19 protein-coding genes are annotated in these 19,552 nt (G+C 71.7%); 6 read left to right on the top strand and 13 right to left on the bottom strand.

What is annotated here, in order from left to right:
- Positions 1 to 32 precede the first annotated feature (32 nt).
- Positions 33 to 1,211: an amidohydrolase gene (locus V5O49_RS10880; protein WP_332902259.1), complete on the bottom strand. Its 1,179-nt coding sequence runs from the start codon at positions 1,209 to 1,211 to the stop codon at positions 33 to 35.
- A complete protein-coding gene (locus V5O49_RS10885) occupies positions 1,208 to 2,326 on the bottom strand; it encodes a mannose-1-phosphate guanylyltransferase (RefSeq protein ID WP_332902260.1) in 1,119 nt (372 codons plus the stop codon). The genes V5O49_RS10880 and V5O49_RS10885 overlap by 4 nt, the downstream gene beginning before the upstream one ends.
- A 167-nt stretch (positions 2,327 to 2,493) precedes the next feature.
- On the opposite strand from V5O49_RS10885, the gene sdhC reads away from it, so the two are divergent.
- From sdhC to V5O49_RS10905, 4 genes are read left to right on the top strand one after another with little or no spacing between them, the layout of a single operon-like run.
- On the top strand, positions 2,494 to 2,874 hold the full coding sequence (gene sdhC / locus V5O49_RS10890; protein ID WP_332902261.1) for a succinate dehydrogenase, cytochrome b556 subunit: 381 nt from the start codon (positions 2,494 to 2,496) through the stop codon (positions 2,872 to 2,874).
- Complete coding sequence (locus V5O49_RS10895; protein ID WP_332902262.1) at positions 2,874 to 3,326, top strand: succinate dehydrogenase hydrophobic membrane anchor subunit; 453 nt, start codon at positions 2,874 to 2,876, stop codon at positions 3,324 to 3,326. The genes sdhC and V5O49_RS10895 overlap by 1 nt, the downstream gene beginning before the upstream one ends.
- 58 nt (positions 3,327 to 3,384) lie before the next feature.
- On the top strand, positions 3,385 to 5,220 hold the full coding sequence (gene sdhA / locus V5O49_RS10900; RefSeq protein WP_278236807.1) for a succinate dehydrogenase flavoprotein subunit: 1,836 nt from the start codon (positions 3,385 to 3,387) through the stop codon (positions 5,218 to 5,220).
- A complete protein-coding gene (locus V5O49_RS10905) occupies positions 5,220 to 5,993 on the top strand; it encodes a succinate dehydrogenase iron-sulfur subunit (RefSeq protein ID WP_278236806.1) in 774 nt (257 codons plus the stop codon). The genes sdhA and V5O49_RS10905 overlap by 1 nt, the downstream gene beginning before the upstream one ends.
- 213 nt (positions 5,994 to 6,206) lie before the next feature.
- Here V5O49_RS10905 and V5O49_RS10910 read toward each other — a convergent pair whose 3' ends face one another.
- The 8 genes from V5O49_RS10910 to V5O49_RS10945 form a co-directional block, all read right to left on the bottom strand.
- On the bottom strand, positions 6,207 to 7,226 hold the full coding sequence (locus V5O49_RS10910) for a YihY/virulence factor BrkB family protein (RefSeq protein ID WP_332902263.1): 1,020 nt from the start codon (positions 7,224 to 7,226) through the stop codon (positions 6,207 to 6,209).
- A gap of 70 nt (positions 7,227 to 7,296) precedes the next feature.
- The gene (locus tag V5O49_RS10915; RefSeq protein WP_332902264.1) at positions 7,297 to 7,806 is read right to left on the bottom strand and encodes a 2'-5' RNA ligase family protein; all 510 of its coding nucleotides are present in this window, start codon (positions 7,804 to 7,806) and stop codon (positions 7,297 to 7,299) included.
- A 50-nt stretch (positions 7,807 to 7,856) separates the two neighbouring features.
- The gene (gene trpS, locus V5O49_RS10920) at positions 7,857 to 8,912 is read right to left on the bottom strand and encodes a tryptophan--tRNA ligase (RefSeq protein ID WP_332902265.1); all 1,056 of its coding nucleotides are present in this window, start codon (positions 8,910 to 8,912) and stop codon (positions 7,857 to 7,859) included.
- Positions 8,913 to 8,995: 83 nt separating this feature from the next.
- Positions 8,996 to 9,433 (bottom strand): twin-arginine translocase TatA/TatE family subunit, encoded by a 438-nt coding sequence (locus V5O49_RS10925; protein ID WP_332902266.1) that lies wholly within the window; start codon positions 9,431 to 9,433, stop codon positions 8,996 to 8,998.
- A 48-nt stretch (positions 9,434 to 9,481) separates the two neighbouring features.
- Positions 9,482 to 10,798, bottom strand: coding sequence for a S1C family serine protease (locus V5O49_RS10930; protein ID WP_332902267.1), 1,317 nt, complete (start codon positions 10,796 to 10,798; stop codon positions 9,482 to 9,484).
- Entirely contained in the window at positions 10,795 to 11,688 is an 894-nt protein-coding gene (locus tag V5O49_RS10935) for an anti-sigma factor family protein (protein WP_332902268.1), read from the bottom strand. The genes V5O49_RS10930 and V5O49_RS10935 overlap by 4 nt, the downstream gene beginning before the upstream one ends.
- On the bottom strand, positions 11,685 to 12,239 hold the full coding sequence (gene sigE / locus V5O49_RS10940; protein WP_332902269.1) for an RNA polymerase sigma factor SigE: 555 nt from the start codon (positions 12,237 to 12,239) through the stop codon (positions 11,685 to 11,687). Before sigE ends, V5O49_RS10935 begins: the two co-directional genes overlap by 4 nt.
- A gap of 67 nt (positions 12,240 to 12,306) precedes the next feature.
- The gene (locus V5O49_RS10945) at positions 12,307 to 12,540 is read right to left on the bottom strand and encodes a hypothetical protein (RefSeq protein ID WP_332902270.1); all 234 of its coding nucleotides are present in this window, start codon (positions 12,538 to 12,540) and stop codon (positions 12,307 to 12,309) included.
- On the opposite strand from V5O49_RS10945, the gene V5O49_RS10950 reads away from it, so the two are divergent.
- The gene (locus V5O49_RS10950) at positions 12,473 to 12,994 is read left to right on the top strand and encodes an O-methyltransferase (RefSeq protein WP_332902942.1); all 522 of its coding nucleotides are present in this window, start codon (positions 12,473 to 12,475) and stop codon (positions 12,992 to 12,994) included. The genes V5O49_RS10945 and V5O49_RS10950 overlap by 68 nt on opposite strands.
- Positions 12,995 to 13,067: 73 nt before the next feature.
- Here the strand turns inward: V5O49_RS10950 and V5O49_RS10955 are convergent, their stop codons facing one another.
- The 3 genes from V5O49_RS10955 to V5O49_RS10965 form a co-directional block, all read right to left on the bottom strand.
- Positions 13,068 to 13,235 carry a DUF3117 domain-containing protein gene (locus V5O49_RS10955; protein ID WP_171247429.1) on the bottom strand — a complete coding sequence of 56 codons (168 nt, stop codon included), beginning with the start codon at positions 13,233 to 13,235 and terminating at the stop codon, positions 13,068 to 13,070.
- 103 nt (positions 13,236 to 13,338) lie between these two features.
- Positions 13,339 to 14,271, bottom strand: coding sequence for a dihydropteroate synthase (gene folP / locus V5O49_RS10960; protein WP_332902271.1), 933 nt, complete (start codon positions 14,269 to 14,271; stop codon positions 13,339 to 13,341).
- Complete coding sequence (locus V5O49_RS10965; RefSeq protein WP_278236797.1) at positions 14,268 to 15,047, bottom strand: LOG family protein; 780 nt, start codon at positions 15,045 to 15,047, stop codon at positions 14,268 to 14,270. Before V5O49_RS10965 ends, folP begins: the two co-directional genes overlap by 4 nt.
- Before the next feature lie 155 nt (positions 15,048 to 15,202).
- Between V5O49_RS10965 and V5O49_RS10970 the strand changes: the two genes are divergently transcribed.
- Positions 15,203 to 19,282, top strand: coding sequence for a prealbumin-like fold domain-containing protein (locus V5O49_RS10970; RefSeq protein ID WP_332902272.1), 4,080 nt, complete (start codon positions 15,203 to 15,205; stop codon positions 19,280 to 19,282).
- The last annotated feature ends 270 nt before the right edge of the window (positions 19,283 to 19,552 follow it).

Consider the following 19,552-nt stretch of genomic DNA (forward strand, 5'->3'; position numbering starts at 1 on the left):
GGTCACACCACGGCGCTCTCACCGGCAGGTTCTCATCCGAGAGCGACGCGCGCCAGCACACGGGCACCGATCGCGATCGCCCGTTCGTCGACCCGGAGGTCGCCCTGGTGGATGTCGTACCGGCGCTCCCCCGGGATCGCCGTGCCCAGCCGCGCCATCGCCCCGGGCACCTTCGTCAGGTACCAGGCGAAGTCCTCCCCGCCGAGCGACTGCTCGGTGAGCACGACGCCGTCCTCGCCGAGCACGGACGCTCCCGCAGCCTCGAGGACCGCGGTGACGTCGGCGTCGTTGTCCACCGGCGGGACGCCCCGGACGTGGTGCACGCTCACCTCGACGTCGTACGGGGCCACGACCTGCTCGACGGCGTCGAGCAGCACCTGGCCGGCCCGCTCCCACGCCCGCACGTCCAGGCAGCGCAGCGTGCCCTTGGCCACGCCGGTGGCGGGGATGGCGTTGTGCGCGTTGCCGGCCTCGACCGCACCCCACGTCAGGTTGACCCCGGAGCGCGGGTCCAGCCGGCGCCCCAGGACCGCCGGGACCTGGGTGATGACCTGGCCGAGGGCGTAGACGACGTCGCCGGTCAGGTGCGGCCGGGAGGTGTGACCGCCGCTCGAGGACAGGGTCACCGTGACCAGGTCCGAGGCGGAGGTGATCGGGCCGATGCGCGTCCCGAGCTGCCCGACGTCGAGCTTCGGCTCGGTGTGCACCGCCACGATCCGTGCGACGCCGTCGAGCACGCCCTGGGCGAGCACGTCGTGGGCGCCGCCCGGCATGATCTCCTCGGCCGGCTGGAAGATCAGCCGGACCCCGGACTCCAGCAGCCCCTCCTCGGCGAGCCGGGCCAGCGCCAGGCCGGCCCCGAGGACGACGGCGGCGTGCACGTCGTGGCCGCAGGCGTGCGCCACGCCCGGCACCGACGAGGCGAAGTCGCACCCGCACAGGTCGTCCAGCGGCAGCGCGTCGATGTCGGCGCGCACCGCCGTCCGCCCCCGCCCCGGCACCTCGGGACCGATGTCGCACGTCAGCCCGGTGCCCTCCAGCAGCCGGGGCTGCAGCCCGGCCGCCCGCAGCCGCTCGGCCAGCACCGCCGTCGTGCGGAACTCCTCGCGCGCCGTCTCGGGGTGGGCGTGCAGGTCGCGGCGCACCGCCACGAGCTCGTCCTCCAGCGTCGCGACGACCTCGTCCAGGCGCTCCCGGGCCGCGGCGCTCACAGCAGGTCCTCCCGCCCGTGGGCGCGGACGGCGTCGACCATGCTGCGCACCTGCTGGGCGCGGGCGCGTGTCGTGACCAGCACCGCGTCCGGGGTGTCGACCACCACGACGTCGTCGATCCCGAGCAGCGTCACGGTCCGGCCGCTCGCGGGCACCACGACGGACCCCGCGCTCTGGACGCGGACCACGTCGGCGCTGTCGCCGAGCACCTTCGAGCCGGCGTCGTCGTCGGCCGGCAGCAGGGCCGCCAGAGAGTTGAAGTCCCCGACGTCGTCCCACCCGAACGGCCCGGGGACCATCGCGACCCCACCGGCGGCCGCGACCGGCTCCGCCACGGCGTGGTCGATCGCGATCCTCTCCAGACCGGGCCACGTCTCGGCCAGCACCCGGTCGCGGTCCGAGGTGTCCCAGGCGGCCGCGATGCGGCGCAGACCGTCGTGCAGCGCCGGGCGCTGCTCGGCGAGGTGACCGAGCAGCACGTCCGTCGCGGCGACGAAGATCCCCGCGTTCCAGCGGTACTCGCCCGAGGCGAGGTACGCCCGCGCCGTCTCGGCGTCCGGCTTCTCGGTGAATCCGCTGACGTGCACGGCGCTGGGCGCTCCCGCGATCCCCAGCGGGTCGGCACCGTGGACGTACCCGAACGCCGTCGACGGGCGCGAGGCGGCGATGCCCACCGTCGTCACGTAGCCGGCCCGGGCGGCCTCCACGGCCTCGCGGACGGACCGCTCGAACTCCCGGGTGCCCGAGATCACCTGGTCGGCGGCGAAGGAGCCGAGGACGACCACCCCGTGACGCTGCTCCAGGACGGCCGCCGCCAGGCCGATCGCCGCCATGGAGTCCCGGGGGGACGGTTCGGCCAGCACCTGGTCCGCACCGAGCTCGGGCAGCTGGTCGCGCACGGCGTCCGCGTGCCGGGTTCCGGTGACCACGACGATGCCGTCAGGGCCCGCCAGCGGCGCGAGACGGTCGGCGGTGCCCTGGAGCAGACTCCGCCCGGAGCCGCTGAGATCGTGCAGGAACTTGGGGGCACCCGCCCGCGAAACCGGCCACAACCGGGTCCCGGAGCCTCCGGCGGGAATGACGGCACGGAATCCGGGGATGGCGGAAGAGGGCATGGACGCAGCATAGTGACGCCTGTCGAACCCGTGACGTGTCGCCTGTGGCGTCGATCACAGAATCGACGCGGGAATGCCGTTTTTCCGGCGGCCGTGACCCGATCGCGACCGGGTGTCACTACAGTGTCCTCACGTAACCCGCCCGCATCCGCCAATGGAGGCCCCCCGTGCCGACTGCCCCCGCTGGCACGCTCTACCGCGGCCGTGAAGGTATGTGGTCCTGGGTCGCGCACCGCGTGACCGGCGTGTCGATCTTCTTCTTCCTGCTCGTGCACGTGCTCGACACGTCGCTCGTGCGCGTCTCCCCCGAGGCGTACAACGCCGTCATCGGCACGTACCAGACGCCGATCATGGGGCTGGGCGAGGCCGGCCTCGTGGCCGCGATCGTCTTCCACGCGTTCAACGGTCTGCGCATCGCACTCGTCGACTACTGGTCGAAGGGCCCCCGCTACCAGCGCGTCATGCTCTGGGTCGTCCTCGGTCTGCTCGTCGTGACGATGGCCGGATTCCTGCCCCGCCACCTGATGAACGTGTTCGGAGCCAGCTGATGACCACCCAGACCGACATCCCCACCCCGCGCTCCCCGTACGTGCGCCGCAAGACCACCCGGGGCAACTTCGAGCTGTACTCCTGGGTCTTCATGCGGGCCTCCGGCGTCGTCCTCGTGGTGCTCGTCTTCGGCCACCTCTTCGTGAACCTCATGGTCGGCGACGGCGTCAAGGCCATCGACTTCGCCTTCGTCGGCGGCAAGTGGTCGAGCCCGTTCTGGCAGATCTGGGACCTGCTGATGCTCTGGCTCGCCATGATCCACGGCACCAACGGCGTGCGGACGATCATCAACGACTACGCCCAGCGGGACCTCACCCGCGGCGTGCTCAAGAGCCTGCTGTACCTGGCGTTCACGATCACCGTGGTGCTCGGCACGCTGGTGATCTTCACCTTCGAGCCCTGCCCGCCGGACGCCCCGGCCGAGCTGCTCGCCTCGTTCTGCACGGCCTGAGCCCGCGCACCACCCCAGCCCGCTGAACCACCACCGTCCGCAGGAGGCATCGGAACCGATGCAGACCCACCAGTACGACGTCGTCATCGTCGGCGCAGGCGGCGCCGGCATGCGCGCGGCGCTCGAGGCGTCGAAGGGCGCCCGCACCGCGGTCATCTCCAAGCTGTACCCCACGCGTTCCCACACCGGCGCCGCCCAGGGCGGCATGTGCGCCGCCCTGGCGAACGTCGAGGAGGACAACTGGGAGTGGCACACCTTCGACACCATCAAGGGTGGCGACTACCTCGTCGACCAGGACGCCGCGGAGGTGATGGCCAAGGAGGCCATCGACGCCGTGCTCGACCTGGAGCGCATGGGTCTGCCGTTCAACCGCACGCCGGAGGGACGGATCGACCAGCGCCGCTTCGGCGGGCACACCCGCAACCACGGTGAGGCGGCCGTGCGCCGCGCCTGCTACGCCGCGGACCGCACGGGTCACATGATCCTGCAGACGCTGTACCAGAACTGCGTGAAGCAGGACGTCGAGTTCTACAACGAGTTCTACGTCCTGGACCTGCTCACCGACCACGACCTGACCACGGAGGACATCGAGGACGGCGCCGAGGTCAACGCCACCGGCGTGGTCGCCTACGACCTGGCCACGGGCGAGCTGCACGTCTTCCAGACCAAGGCGGTCGTGTTCGCCACCGGCGGCGCGGGCAAGATCTTCAAGACGACGTCGAACGCCCACACCCTCACCGGTGACGGCATGGCGCTGGCCTACCGCCGCGGCCTGCCGCTGGAGGACATGGAGTTCTTCCAGTTCCACCCGACGGGTCTGGCCGGCCTGGGCATCCTGCTGTCGGAGGCGGCCCGCGGCGAGGGCGGCATCCTGCGCAACGCCGACGGCGAGCGGTTCATGGAGCGCTACGCGCCGACCATCAAGGACCTGGCGCCCCGCGACATCGTCGCCCGGTCGATGGCCAACGAGGTCCGCGAGGGTCGCGGCGCCGGCCCGAACAAGGACTACGTCCTGCTCGACCTGACGCACCTCGAGCCGGCGCACATCGACGCCAAGCTGCCGGACATCACCGAGTTCGCCCGCACCTACCTCGGCATCGAGCCGTACACCGAGCCGGTGCCCGTCTACCCCACCGCGCACTACGCGATGGGCGGCGTGCCCACGAACATCAAGGGCGAGGTCCTGCGCGACGGCCACAACGTCGTCAAGGGGCTGTACGCCGCCGGCGAGGTCGCCTGCGTCTCCGTGCACGGGTCCAACCGCCTCGGCACGAACTCCCTGCTCGACATCAACGTCTTCGGCAAGCGCGCCGGCCGCTCGGCCGCCGCGTACGCGCAGACCGTCGAGCAGCACCTGCCGATCGTCGAGGGGCCGACGGCACGCGTCGAGGCGCAGCTGTCCGAGATGCGCGACCGCCCCGACGGCGAGCGCGTCGCCGACGTGCGCCAGGCGCTGCAGGAGACGATGGACGCCAACGCGCAGGTCTTCCGCACCGACGAGTCGCTGAACAAGGCCGCCGCCGACATCCGCGAGCTGCAGAAGCGGTACCGCAACGTGTCGGTCCAGGACAAGGGCTCGCTGTTCAACACGGACCTGCTGGAGGCGATCGAGCTGGGCTTCCTGCTCGACATCGCCGAGGTCACCGTCGTCGCCGCGCTCAACCGCCGCGAGTCCCGCGGCGGTCACTACCGCGAGGACTTCCCGGACCGGGACGACGACAACTACATGCTGCACACGATGGCGTACCGCCGTCCGACGTCGGCTCCCGACGCCGCCGACGGGCACGTCGCGGGCTACTTCGACCACGTCGAGGACTTCGGGGACTACAAGGTCGTCCTGGGGTCCAAGCCCGTCACCATGACGCGCTACGAGCCGATGGAGCGGAAGTACTGATGACTGCTGTTCTCGAGAACTCGACCGACACCTCAGGCTCCGAGGCGCAGGCCGGCGCCGTGTCGTCCTTCCAGGTGACCCTGAAGATCCGCCGGTACAACCCGGAGGTCGCTGCCGAGGCGTACTGGGAGGAGCACACGGTGACCGCGCACGGCACCGACCGTGTGCTGGACGCCCTGCACAAGATCAAGTGGGAGCTCGACGGCTCGCTGACGTTCCGGCGCTCCTGCGCGCACGGCGTGTGCGGCTCGGACGCGATGCGGATCAACGGCCGCAACCGTCTGGCGTGCAAGACGCTGCTCAAGGACATCAACCCGGACAAGCCGATCGTCGTCGAGGCCATCAAGGGCCTGCCGGTGCTCAAGGACCTCGTGGTCGACATGGAGCCGTTCTTCGCCTCCTACCGCGAGATCATGCCGTTCCTCATCACGTCGGGGAACGAGCCGAGCAGGGAGAACATCCAGTCCCAGGCGGACCGCGACCGGTTCGACGACACCACCAAGTGCATCCTGTGCGCCGCGTGCACGTCGTCCTGCCCGGTCTTCTGGACCGACGGCCAGTACTTCGGCCCGGCGGCGATCGTCAACGCGCACCGGTTCATCTTCGACTCCCGCGACCAGGGCGGCACCCAGCGCCTGGAGGTCCTCAACGACAAGGAGGGCGTGTGGCGCTGCCGCACGACCTTCAACTGCACCGAGGCCTGCCCGCGCGGCATCGAGGTCACCAAGGCGATCCAGGAGGTCAAGCGGGCGATGATCACCCGCGCCTTCTGATCCTCACGTCCCGGCGGGAGAGGGAGAGCCCCGCACGGTCGCGTTCACGGGCGCTGCGCGCCCTCCACTTCGGGGACGACGACCGTGCGAGGCTCTCCCTCTCCCGCTGTCGTCGTCTCCCCCAGGGAGGCAATCCTCCGGCCAGGGAGGCCGCAGGTCCGGCGAGGTAGGCAACCTTGCGGCGAGGTAGCGCGAGCCCGACGCCGCGCGCGATCAGGAGTAGATGCCGCGGCGTACGCCGCGGACGACCGGACTGTACGGCTTGCCGCTGCCGGCGCCCTGAGCGACCAGCCGGTCGACCTCCTCCTGGTGCCGCATCGCCGCGAGCTCGGCCTCGGCGCGAGCGATCTCGTCCATCCGCGGCGGGTCGTACATCCAGGCGCAGACCATCAGCAGCATCCGGGACAGGAAGTTGGCCAGCAGCAGGATCGTCCCGATGGTGACGAACGAGCCGAGCACGACGTTGCTCGACACGCTCGACGTCACCAACGACGTCCCGGCGTAACGCAGGGCACCCGAGGCCAGCCCTGCCAGGAGGCACCCGATCACGAGGTCGCGGGTGCGCCGCGGCCGCACCTGCCCGACCACCCGGACGATCAGGTACACCACGACGGCGTCGAGCACGACAGCGACACCCAGGCTCCCGAAGCGGAGGAGCTCGACGAGGGCCTGTGAGTTCCCGAGCCAGTTCGTGAGCTGGCTCCTGACCGTCTGGGCCAGGATGCTGGCAGCGGCCGTCACGACGATCATCGCACCGAGCACGACGAACCCGACGAGCTGCCAGACCTTGGCCATCACCGGGTTCACTCCGACGACGGGGGCGTCGAACATGGAGCGAACCGAGTGCCGCAGGGCACCCATGAAGCTGATCGCGGTCCAGAGCAGCACGACGGTGGCGATGAGAGTCGCCGTGTTCCAGATGTCCTCGACGACCAGGTCGTCCGGGTCGAGCTGCTGCGGGCCGTCGCCGATCAGGCCGGGCAACCACAGCTCGATCTGGTCGGTCACCGCCGCCATCAGCTCGGGCCGGCTGCCCAGGGTCGCCGAGAACACGGAGAACCCGATCGTCAGGCTCGCACCGATGGCGAAGATCGCCGAGTACGCGATCCCGCCGGAGAGCAGGTTCCCGCGGCGGGCCATGTACCACTGGACGGCACGGACCTCACGCCGGTCCTTGACCCAGCCGACCAGGCGGGTCGCCCGGTCCTTCCACCGTTCGATACGCTCCGACACGGTCTCGACCCTAGCGGCGCACGGCGGAGTCGGCAGCGCCACGACGGGCGACGACGCCCGGGTCGGCGGGTCAGAGCATCCGGAGGTACTCGCGCCCGCCGCGCAGCTCGTAGGAGCGCTGCGGACGCCACACGCCGTCGTCGCCGTGCTCGTACTGCCATATCGCGGACACGTCGAAGACGGCCTCGAAGTCGGCCATCTCCGTGAAGGCCCGGTCGAGGGCGTCGTCGGGGACCTCGTGGGCGATGGTGACGTGCGGGTGGTAGTTGAACCGCAGGTCCTGGGCGAGCACCCCGGACCTGGTCTGCTGCTCGAGCAGCTCGCACTCGGCGATGCCCTCGGCGAGCGAGACGAAGACGACCGGCGAGACGGGGCGGAACGTCCCGGTGCCGCGCAGGTGGACCCGGAAGGGCGGCATCTCGTCCGCGATCTTGCCGAGGTGCTCCCCCACCGACGGCATGTCGGCACGGTCCACGACCGTCGGTCCGATGACGGTGATGTGCGGCGGGATCACCTGGGCGAGCGGGTCGTCGAACTCCGCCCGGGCCTCCTGCAGGCGCGCGGCGTAGGGATCCGGCACCGCGATCGCGATACCGATGCGGAGCTGGTCAGGACCTCGTGCCGGGATCCTCACCGGTGACCCCGGGGCAGCAGGCCGAAGCGGTCGAAGAGCCGGTCGCGCACGCCGCCGGCGATCTCCCGGGCCCGGGCGGCGCCGTCGTCGAGCACCTTGTCCAGCTCGGCGGGGTCGGACAGGTAGGTGTTCGCCCGCTCCTGGAACGGCTCGAGGAAGGCCACGACGGCGTCGGCCAGGTCGACCTTGAGGTACCCGTAGCCGCGGCCGTCGTACTCGGCGGCGATGTCGTCGACCCCGCGGCCGGTGACGGCGGAGTAGATCGACAGCAGGTTGGAGACGCCGGGCTTGGCCTCGCGGTCGAAGTAGACGGCGTAGGAGTCGTCGGCGTCGGTGACGGCCGACTTGATCGCCTTGGCAGCCTTCTTCGGGTTCTCCAGCAGCCAGATGACCCCCTTGCCGCCCGCGTTCGACTTCGACATCTTCGCGGTCGGGTTCTGCAGGTCCTGGATCTTGGCGGTGGCGGTGACGATGTGGGCGTCGGGCACGACGGCGGTGCCCGCCCCGAAGCGGGCGTTGAGGCGCTCGGCCAGGTTCCGGGTCAGCTCGAGGTGCTGGCGCTGGTCCTCGCCGACCGGGACGAGGGCGGCGTCGTAGACGAGGATGTCGGCCGCCATCAGCACCGGGTAGGTGAACAGCCCGACCGTGGTCCCCTCGGTCCCCTGCCGCGCCGACTTGTCCTTGAACTGGGTCATCCGGCTGGCCTCGCCGAACCCGGTCTGACAGCTCAGCAGCCAGGCGACCTCGGTGTGCTCCGGCACGTGCGACTGCACGAACAGGGCCGACCGGGCCGGGTCGACGCCGCCGGCCAGGTACTGCGCGGCCGTCGCGCGGGTCCGCTCCCGCAGCGCCGCGGGGTCCGGGTTGACGGTGAGCGCGTGCAGGTCCACCACGCAGTAGAGCGCCTGGTAGTCGTCCTGCAGGGCCACCCACTGCGTCAGGGCACCCAGGTAGTTGCCCAGGTGCAGCGACGAGTCGGTCGGCTGCATGCCGGACAGGATGCGAGGACGGGATCCGGACTGCGCGCCCGGTGCGGTGGGGAGGTCGGACATGGTCTTCATTCTGGCAGGTCTGGCGGGTGCGCCTGAATCACCCGGGATGTCGGACGTGACGGTCTTGCGAGGGAGCGCGGTCACTACGTGGCTTCGTCGTCGAACGGTGCAGGACCGGACGACGGCGGCCCGTTCGGCGTCGCGGGCACGGCGGCCGACCCGGCACCCGCGACCCCGGCCGCCCCGGCGGCACCGGCACCGGCCGCGCGGGCGGTGCGGTTCGCGGCGCTGCGGTTCGCGGCGGTGCGCGTCGGCGCCGGGTCGTCGTCCAGCAACGCTTCCTTGACGATGCGCCGCGGGTCGTACTGCCGCGGGTCGAGCTTCTGCCAGTCCACGTCGCGGAGCTCGTCGCCGAGCTCGTCGTCGACCCGGCTCTTGGCGTCCCGCAGCAGCACCTTGCCCTGGCGGACCAGACCGCCGAGCTGTGCGGCGTAGCGGGGCAGGCGCTCGGGCCCGATGAGCACGAGCGCCAGCACGATGATGACGACGAGCTCGCCCCCGTTGATCCCGAAGACTCCCACGGCGAACAGCCTAGCCCGTGGCGCGGCGCGACCGGTACGGCGCCGGCGTCACTCGCTCGCCCGCTCCTGCAGCACGACGCGCACCTCGCGCTCCTCGCCGTCGCTGCGGACGCGCAGGGTGACGGCGTCACCCGGCTGGCGTGCACGGATCGCCACGATGAGCTCGTCGCTGCGGGACACCGGGCGGCCGTCGATCGCCAGGATGACGTCACCGGCGCGGACCCCGGCCAGGTCCGCCGGACCGTCCGGCGTCACGGGCGGGATGCCCTGCTGGGCCTCGGACGACACCTGGACGCCCTCCCCGGAGTAGGAGGTGTCCAGCAGCACGCCGATCACGGGGTAGGTCGCCTGACCGGTCTCGATGAGCTGCTCCGCCGTCGTGCGGGCCTGGTTGGCCGGGATGGCGAACCCGAGGCCGATGCTCCCGGTGGCCTGCGTGGCACCGGGCGGCTGGGCGATCGCGGAGTTGATGCCCACGACCTCGCCGTCGGCGTCGACGAGCGGCCCGCCGGAGTTGCCGGGGTTGATCGCGGCGTCGGTCTGGATGGCGTCGATGAACGCGGTCGTCGCCTGGTCCCCGGCCTGCACGGGACGGTGCAGCGCGCTGACGATCCCGGCGGTGACCGTGGAGTCGAGGCCCAGCGGTGCGCCGACGGCCAGCACGGCGTCCCCGACCACGACGTCGTCCGAGTCGCCCAGCACGAGCGGCGTCAGCCCGTCGACGTCGATCTTGACCACGGCCAGGTCGTAGTCGGGGGTGCTCCCGACGACCTCGCCCGCGTGCTCGGAGCCGTCGGAGAGGACGACGACCACGTCGCCGCCCCCTCCGCCGGCGGTGACCACGTGGTCGTTGGTCAGGATGTAGCCGTCCTCGCGCAGCACGAAGCCCGAGCCCGAGGACCCGCGGCCCCCGGCACCGGAGATCTCCAGCGAGACCACCGACGGCAGCACCTCGGCCGCGATGGCCGCGTGCGAGTCCGCCGGGCGGGAGTCGTCGGCGCCGTCGTCCTGCGACCCGGGGCTGACCGGCAGGTCGGCGCTGACGGGGGCCTCGTCCTGGGCGCCGCCGGCGATCCGGTCGCCGAGCACGCCACCGACCAGGCCGACCGCGAGCGCCAGGACCAGGATCACGGCCGTGCGTCCGGCGCCGAGCCGGGCCGGCCGCCGGGACGCCGGTGCGCCCCCGGCCGGGGTGCCCGCGGGCTGCGGCGCCGACGGCGGGGTGTCCGCGACCGGGGCCGACGACGGCGCGGCGGCCGGGGCCGACGGCGGGGGCGCGGGCTGCGCGGCCACCGGCGGTGCGGGGTCGGGCCGGCGGGCCGGGGGCTCCGGGGAGGCGAAGAGGTCGGGATCCTGGGGTGTCATGGAAGGGTGAGAGCTCCTGTCACGGTCGACCAGCCACGAGTGATCTGGGGCAGGACGCCCCCGTCGTAGTCACGTTCGGGGAAAGCAGCGACGACCTCGGACAGGACGTCGTCGGGAGCGTCCGTCGTGACCTCCACGACGACGTCGCCGACCTGCCAGGCGACGTGCCAGGGGTCCTGGGACAGCACGACGACGTCACCGCGCCCGGCGACCTCGGTCCGCTCCGTCGCCCCGGTCCCCGCCGCCAGCCGGCCCTGCTGCTGGCGGACGACCACGGGCCCGTCGGGGCCGGCCAGGTCGATCTCGCACGCCGTCGGGCCGGTGCGCACGGCCACCACCTCGTAGCCCGGCGGCAACGACGACGGCGCCACGAACCCCGCACGGCCGAGCCCGGCCTCGGTCACCGTGTCGCCGGACGCGCCACCCGCCCCCGCCAGGGTGGTCAGGGCGGCGACGCGCGAGCTGTCGGGGGTGACCACGGGTGCCTGGCCGAGCACGAACAGGGCACAGCCGAGCACGCCCGCTCCCCCGGCGCCCACGAGCGCGACCCGGCGGCGGCGCCGTCGTCGCTCGGCGCCCAGGACGTCGCCGGTCAGGGGCGGGTGCCACGCCTCGGGTGCGGCCCACCCGGTGTCCCGGTCGGGGGCCCGCAGGGGGTCGCCGTCGGCGGGTGGGATGGAGGCCGAGAGGTCCAGGAGCCGCTGGGTCAGCTCCGCCGTCGGGGTGACGTCGCCGGCGGCGGCGAGGTGCCGGCGCGCGGACCGTGCCGTCTCGAGCTCGGCGGCGCAGAGCGCGCAGCACGCCACGTGCGCCAGGGCACGCTCGGCCTCGGCCGGCGGCAGCTGGCCGTCGGCCAGCGCGCTGACGCGGTCGCCGAGGTGGGCGCTCATCGCCGCACGTCCCCGCGTCGGTGCTCCAGCGAGTCGCGCAGCTGGGCCCGCGCGCGGTGGATCCGCGAGCGCACCGTGCCGATCTTGATGCCCAGGGTGACCGCGATCTCCTCGTAGCTGAGACCTTCGATGTCGCACAGGACGACGGCGGCGCGGTACTCGGGTCGCAGGCCGTCGAGGGCGGCCTGGACGTCGTGGTCGAGGTTGCCGTGCTCGAAGCCGCGCTCGGGCCGGCCGCGGTCGTCGGTGGACTGGACCCGCGAGGCGTCCTCGCCCATGGCCTCGAAGCGGATCCGCTTCTTGCGGCGGACCTGGTCCAGGAAGAGGTTGGTCGTGATGCGGTGCAGCCAGCCCTCGAAGGTGCCGGGGGTGTAGCTGGACAGCGACCGGAACACCCGCAGGAACGTCTCCTGCGTCAGGTCCTCGGCGTCCTGCCGGTCACCGGTCAGACGGTAGGCGAGCCGGTACACGCGCGCGGAGTGCTCCCGGACGATCTCGTCCCAGGTCGGGGGCACCCACGAGGCGGTGTCGGACTCCACGGTCTTGGTCATCACGGTCATCGTCCCATGCGAACGTGTGAGCAACCTGAGAGGTTCCCACGTACGATCTGCCCAGCGATCAAGGGGGCCGTGTCATCTTCACCGAGGCGGAGGCCCAGGACGACCGCGAGGTCGCCTGGACGTTCAGCGAGTCGTTCCTCACCGAGGACGCCACGCTGCTGCGCGCCCGGGAACGGGCGGCCTCGCTGGGGTGCGCGACGGTCTCCCCCGGGACCGGGGCGCTGCTGCGGGTCGTCGCGGCGGCGGCGCAGGCGCGGACCGCGGTCGAGATCGGCAGCGACGCGGGCGTCACGGCCCTGTGGATGCTGCGCGGCATGCTGCCGGACGGCGTCCTGACCACCATCGACCCGGACGCGGCGCGGCAGCGTGCCGCGAAGACGGCGTTCGCGGACGAGGAGGTGGCGTCCTCGCGCACGCGGGTGATCACCCGCCCGCCGCTGGACGTGCTGCCGCGACTGACGGACGGCGCCTACGACCTGGTGCTGGTCGCGGTCGACCCCCTCGTGCTGGCCCCGCACGTCGAGGCGGCGGTCCGGCTGCTGCGCGAGGGGGGCGTGCTGGGGATCGTCGACCCGGCGCTCAGCGGGCGGGTCGCCGACCCGACGCGGCTCGAGGCACCCACCGTGGCGGTCCGGGAGACGGCGCACGCCGTCCGCGCGGACGAACGCCTGGTACCGGCGATGGTCCCGACCGGCGACGGGCTGCTGCTCGCGGTGCGCCGCGCACCGCGGCACCCGTCCGCCTGAACGACGAGGCGGGCGCGGGACGGGAGCCACACCCGTCCCACGCCCGCCTGTCACGGGAGTGCTGCAGACGTCGTCAGCCGACGACGCCCTGGAGGGCCTCGCCCAGCTCGCCGGCCTCGGTCGCGTTCAGCTCGACGACCAGCCGACCACCGCCCTCCAGCGGAACACGCATGACGATGCCGCGTCCCTCCTTGGTGACCTCGAGGGGCCCGTCGCCCGTCCGCGGCTTCATCGCAGCCATGTGTGGCTCTCCATTCCGTTGTCCGGTTCCTCCGCCCCCGCACCCGCACGGTGCCGGATGAGGTGCGTCTCACCATTCTACTGTCCGCCCCGGGCGACCAACGTCAGGCCAGGCCGCGCTGCGCGACCCGTGGAGGCGCCTCGTCACGGACCGCCGCCACCATCTCCAGGGCCTGCCGCGTGGCCGCGACGTCGTGGCTGCGGAACACGCGGGCACCGTGCCAGGCGGCGAGGGCCGTGGCCGCGAGGGTGCCCGCCAACCGGTCGTCGGGAGGCAGGTCGAGGGTCTCGCCGACGAAGTCCTTGCGGCTGAGCGCCATGAGCACCGGGTACCCGAGGGCGGTCAGCGCATCGGTCCGGCGCAGCAGGTGCAGCGAGTGCCAGGTGTTCTTGCCGAAGTCGTGCGTCGGGTCGACGAGCACGGACGACGGCGGCACGCCGCAGGCGACGGCACGGTCGGCGGCCGCACGCAGCGTGGCGAGCACGTCGCGGGTGACGCCGTCGCGCGGATCGCCGCCGTCGGCTCCCTCCGGCGTCGGGTAGGACACGCGGTACGGGTCGGTGCGGGGCAGGGCTCCTCCGGTGTGGGAGCAGACGACGCCGACCCCGGCGGCGCCGGCGACCTCGACGAGCCCCGGGTCGTGACCGGCCCAGGTGTCGTTGATGAGGTCGGCGCCGGCCTCGATCGCGGCCCGGGCCACGCCGGCGCGCCACGTGTCGACGCTGAGCAGCAGGTCGGGCAGCTCGGCCCGGACCTTCGCCACGAACGGCACGACCCGCTCGATCTCCTCGGACTCGCTCACCGCGGGCCCCGTACCGGCGCGCACCCCGCCGACGTCGAGGATCGCGGCCCCGTCGGTCCAGGCGGCGTGGGCGGCGTCCAGGGCCGCGCCGTCGTCGGCCAGCCGCGCCGGGGCGTAGAAGGAGTCGGTGGTGCGGTTGACGATCGCCATCACCACGGGGCGCAGCACGCCGTCGGCGTCCCGGCCGACCTCGCGGCCGCGCAGGACGAGCGGCGCCCCCGCCGGTGGGATCACGTGCGGAACTCGGCGGCCAGCGCCCGCCCGCGTTCGATGACGTGCGAGACGGCCTCCTCGGCCGTGTCGGTCACGTGCAGCAGGTCCAGGTCGGCCGGGTTGATCATGCCGCGGTCGACGACGGCGGTGCGCAGCCACTCGAGCAGCCCGCCCCAGTAGTCGCTGCCGACCAGCACGACGGGGAAGCCGGTGACCTTGTGCGTCTGGACGAGCGTGAGGGCCTCGAAGAGCTCGTCGAAGGTGCCGAAGCCACCCGGCAGGACGACGAACCCCTGGGCGTACTTGACGAACATCGTCTTGCGGGCGAAGAAGTAGCGGAAGCTCACGCCGCGGTTGACGTGCGGGTTCATCCCCTGCTCGAACGGCAGCTCGATCCCCAGCCCGATGGACGTGCCGCCGGCCTCCGCCGCGCCCTTGTTGGCGGCCTCCATGATGCCGGGGCCCCCGCCGGTGATCACCGAGTACCCCGAGGAGACGAGCAGCTTGCCGATCTGCTCACCGAGCACGTAGTCCGGGTGGTCCGGGGCGGTGCGTGCCGAGCCGAACACCGAGACCGCCGGGCCGACCTCGGCCAGCGCCCCGAAACCCTCGACGAACTCGGCCTGGATACGCATCACGCGCCACGGGTCCGTGTGGACCCACTCGGTCCCCTCCCCCGGAGCCAGCAGCCGCTGGTCCGTGGTCGAGTCCGGGATCTGCGTGCCCCGCAGCAGGACCGGTCCCTTGCGGTATCCGCGGCCGGATTCCGGGACGCCGTCGTCGGTACGTTCGCTCATACCTCGAGCGTAGGCCGACCCGACCGGTGGTGGCAGCGGGTGAACTCTGCGTCCCGGAGTGTGTGCCCGCGGCGACCATGGGTACGCTTCGCTCGGATGTGACATTCGCCACCTCTGCCGATGGCGGCAGCCCGGACGGGTCAGACAGGAATCAGATGCGCACCAGGAGTTCCCACCGCAAGGACGCCACCGCTCCTCGTTCCCGGTTCTCCGGCCCCGTCGCCGCTCTCGCCTCGGCGGCGCTCGCGCTGGGTTCCGTGGTCGCGCTGAGCACGCCGGCGGCCGCTGTCGACAGCTCCTTCGAGATCGACGGGAACCAGATCACCGAGGGCGGCATCGACTGGCAGACGGTCGGTCCGGACGTCGTGCCCGACCCGATCGGCAACGACGACGACACCACGTTCGCCGGCTCCAACGTCGAGGATCCGATCAACCCCAACAACGGCTGGCCGAACTGGGGCACCGGCAACCCGGCCACCAACTCGGGCAAGTCCGACCTCGGCAACGTCCTGGTGTACAGCGAGATCGCCGAGGAGGGCGGGGACTACACCCAGTGGCTGCACCTCGGCTGGGACCGCGACGGCGACTCCGGCACGGTGAACTACTACGTCGAGCTCAACCAGGAGCCCAACCTCGACGCGATGAACCCCGACCGGAGCGTGGGTGACATCCGGATCGTCGTCGAGGAGGACGGCAACAGCGACCTCGCCTGCGTCGGCGTCGACACCTGGGACGGTGCGGACTGGACCGATCGGCAGGCGTGCACGGGCGACGTGGCAGCCGTGGCGGTCAACACCGGCCCGATCGTCGACTACTTCGACTCGCCCAACGCCGTGGCCGGGATCATCACCGCCGACCGGTTCGTCGAGGCGTCCCTGAACCTCACCGAGCTCGGCATCGGCGACGTCTGCCCGGCCGCCGGCTTCAGCACGCTGAACATGCGCACCCAGACCGGCGAGTCGCAGCTGTCCGCGCTCAAGGATCTCGCCACCGGCGAGATCGACGTGCAGAGCCTGTGCTCGGAACTGACGATCCTCAAGGAGAGCGAGGACGGCACCCCGCTGCCCGGCGCGACCTTCGAGATCACCCCGAACCCCGACGGGGAGGGACCCGACCCGCTCGAGTTCACCACCGGCGAGGACGGCACCTTCACCTTCGACGAGATCGGCGAGGACGCCTGGGGGGTGGAGTACACGGTCACCGAGATCGCCGCCCCGGACGGCTACCTGCTGCCGCCCCCCGACGAGCGGTCGCAGACGATCACGATCGGCCCCGCGGAGTCGGCGTCGCTGACGTTCGTCGACCCGATGCCGTGGGAGCCGCTGGAGATCGACGTCACGGCCGAGCAGTTCGTCACCCGCACCTGGGAGAACGACAAGCAGGTCGACGGCGACGACGTCCTGCTGCTGCCGGCCGACCAGGAGTCCGTCGAGCTCGACTACGTCGTCGAGGTGTTCTGGAGCGACACGATGCTCGAGGAGGGCGGCCGTACCGTCACGGTCACGGTCGACAACCCCAACGAGGACCCCGTCACCGGCAACCTGAGCGTCGACCTCAACGGCGAGCTCTGCAGCTACGCCGGCACCGACCTCGACGCGTGGGAGAACGAGTTCGCCCCCGGTGAGACCGTCCTGGACGTCGTCTGCGACGACCCGCCACTGAACGGCGAGGTCGACGCCACCGTCACCTGGGACCGCGGCGTCTACCCGCAGACCCAGGACGACGTCGACGACCCGGAGAACGCTCCCCAGGGCGAGGCGACCGACAGCACCGTGATCGTCACCACCGACAACGGGCTGCCGGCCGTGGACGTCTGGGACGACTTCACCAACCCCGACCTGCCTCCGACGTACCTCGGCACGGTCCAGGCCACCGAGGACGCGGGCTCCGAGGAGTTCCCGGTCTCCCAGGTGATCGAGGTCCCGCTGGGCGAGTGCATCGAGGTGGTCAACGACGGCTACATCGTCGAGGTGGAGGCAGGCGCCGACGGCGACCGCATCGACTCCGCCACCGAGGTCGTCGACATCTGCCGCGAGGAGGGGGCCGACCTGACCATCTACAAGGAGGACGCCGACGGCAACCCGCTGCCCGGTGCGACCTTCGAGATCAGCCCGAACCCGGTCGACCCGGTTGGCGACGACCCGCTGGAGTTCACCGTCGACGAGAACGGCGTGTACGTGTTCGAGGAGGTCGTCTACTTCGGTGAGTACACCGTCACGGAGATCACGGCCCCCGAGGGCTACTTCCTGCCGGCCGAGCGTAGCCAGGTGGTCACGCTGGCGCCGGGGTCCGACGAGACGCTCACCTTCGTCGACCCGCTGATCTGGGAACCGCTGGACATCGACGTCGACGCGACGCAGTACATCACCCGGTTCTGGGCGAATGACAAGGAGGCCGACGCCACCACGATCGACCTGCGGGCCGACGAACCCTCGGCCACGATCAACTACACGATCGAGGTCACCGAGAGCGACGAGTTCCTCAGCCCGACGGCGGACCCGGCCCGGTCGGTCACGGTCACGGTCGACAACCCCAACGCCGACCCGGTCACGGGCATGCTCACCGTCGAGCTCGACGGTGAGTTCTGCCAGTACGAGGGCACCGAGCTCGACATGTGGGAGAACGAGTTCGCCAGCGGCGAGACCGTCCTGTCGGTCGTCTGCGAGGACCCGCCGCTGTACGGCACGGTCGACGCGACCGTCACCTGGGACCGCGGGGTCTACCCGCAGACGCAGGACGACGTCGACGACCCGGAGAACGCCCCGCAGGGTGAGGCGTCTGCCAGCTTCGACCTCGAGGACGGGACCTTCGACACCGGCATCCAGTCGGTGGACGTCTGGGACGACTTCACCGACCCCGACGAGGCGCCCGAGTTCCTGCAGACCGTCACGTCACAGGGCGAGGCGACCACCACGACCATCGAGTTCTCGAAGGAGATCGAGGTCGCACAGGGCGAGTGCCTCGACGTCGACAACACCGCGTACATCGTCGAGACCGGCGACGGCGCCGACGGTGACCGGATCGACGAGGACAGCGCCTCGGTGACGATCTGCCGTGACGCCCCCGCCGAGCTGAGGATCGTCAAGGCCGCCCAGAAAATCACCGAGGACGAGGACGACGTCTACCTCCCCGGTGCCACCTTCGAGATCATGCCGAACCCGCTCGACCCGGAGAGCGAAGACCCGCTGGTCGTCGTGACCGGTGAGGACGGGACGTACACGATCGAGGAGATCGCCGACTTCGGCGAGTACACGGTCACCGAGACCGCGGCTCCCGAGGGCTACCTCCTGCCGGCGAACCCCACCAGGACGGTCGAGCTGCTCGAGGGCGAGACCACCGAGGTCTACTTCGTCGATCCGCTGGCCTGGGAGCCGCTGGGCATCGAGGTGATGGGCGAGGGCGAGCAGTTCGTCAGCCGCACCTTCACCGTCGACAAGGAGGCCGAGACGCACCCGACGACCCTGCCGGCCGACCAGGCCCAGGCCACCGTCGAGTTCGTGGTGCAGGTCGTCCAGGGTCCGACGACCCTCGACGACGCCACCCTGCAGGCCTCGGTGGAGGTGTCCAACCCGAACGACAACCCGGTGATGGGTACCGTCGCTGCGACGTTCGAGGACGTGGCCTGCCTGATCGACGCCGAGGACGCCGACGAGGCGACGGACGGGCTCCAGTTCTTGTTCCCGTCCGGCGACAGCCTCATGACGCTGACGTGCGAGAACGTGAACGACTTCGAGGGCACCCTCGCGGCGACCGTCACCTGGGACCTCGCGGAGTACCCGCAGACCCAGGAGCAGGTCGACGAGCCGGAGAACGCCGGGGAGGGCAGCGCGTCCGACGCGATCGACATCGACCCGAGCGTCACCGACAACGGCCCGACGTCGGTGGAGGTCTGGGACGACTTCTCCACCCCGGACCTCGCCCCGACGGTGCTCGGGACCGTCGACGCGACGGAGCCCGGAGCGGTGACCGAGTTCCCGGTCAGCACGACGGTCACGGTCGGCCAGGGCGAGTGCCTGGACGTCACCAACGAGGCCTACCTCCTCGACGGGGACACCGAGCTCGACCGCGACTTGGCCTCCGTGGAGATCTGCCGCGACGTCCCGGTGACGCCCCCGCCGACGCCGCCGCTGCCGCGGACCGGTGCCGACACGGCGATGGCGGTCATCGCCACCCTGCTGCTCATCGGTACCGGCGCCGGGATGCTCTACCTCCGCCGCCGTAGCAGCAACGGCTGATCCCCTCCCACCGACGCCGGTGGCACCGCCTCCCGGGGCGGGGCCACCGGCGTCGTCGCCCATCCGGTGGTGCGATCGGTACCCGTCGTATCGGGGTGCGGACACATGGCCGGGTCACGGACAAATCACGTTGTGACGGGAGCGGGTGATTTATGGGCGAAACCCTGTCCGATCTGTGAAGGACGCGGATACGCTCCCCACGGACTTGGTGTTTTGTCGCGCCTGCCGAAAGTAGGCCTACGACATATCGGACAGGGGATCTTGGATGCG

This window comes from Isoptericola haloaureus (assembly GCF_036689775.1).
GTDB classification, from domain to species: domain Bacteria; phylum Actinomycetota; class Actinomycetes; order Actinomycetales; family Cellulomonadaceae; genus Isoptericola; species Isoptericola haloaureus.

Coding starts and splice junctions, on each gene's coding strand:
- V5O49_RS10885 (WP_332902260.1), bottom strand. CDS start 2,326: ATGCCCTCTTCCGCCATCCCCGGATTCCGTGCCGTCATTCCCGCCGGA.
- V5O49_RS10895 (WP_332902262.1), top strand. CDS start 2,874: ATGACCACCCAGACCGACATCCCCACCCCGCGCTCCCCGTACGTGCGC.
- sdhA (WP_278236807.1), top strand. CDS start 3,385: ATGCAGACCCACCAGTACGACGTCGTCATCGTCGGCGCAGGCGGCGCC.
- V5O49_RS10905 (WP_278236806.1), top strand. CDS start 5,220: ATGACTGCTGTTCTCGAGAACTCGACCGACACCTCAGGCTCCGAGGCG.
- trpS (WP_332902265.1), bottom strand. CDS start 8,912: ATGTCCGACCTCCCCACCGCACCGGGCGCGCAGTCCGGATCCCGTCCT.
- V5O49_RS10930 (WP_332902267.1), bottom strand. CDS start 10,798: ATGACACCCCAGGATCCCGACCTCTTCGCCTCCCCGGAGCCCCCGGCC.
- V5O49_RS10935 (WP_332902268.1), bottom strand. CDS start 11,688: ATGAGCGCCCACCTCGGCGACCGCGTCAGCGCGCTGGCCGACGGCCAG.
- sigE (WP_332902269.1), bottom strand. CDS start 12,239: ATGACCAAGACCGTGGAGTCCGACACCGCCTCGTGGGTGCCCCCGACC.
- V5O49_RS10955 (WP_171247429.1), bottom strand. CDS start 13,235: ATGGCTGCGATGAAGCCGCGGACGGGCGACGGGCCCCTCGAGGTCACC.
- V5O49_RS10965 (WP_278236797.1), bottom strand. CDS start 15,047: ATGAGCGAACGTACCGACGACGGCGTCCCGGAATCCGGCCGCGGATAC.
- V5O49_RS10970 (WP_332902272.1), top strand. CDS start 15,203: ATGCGCACCAGGAGTTCCCACCGCAAGGACGCCACCGCTCCTCGTTCC.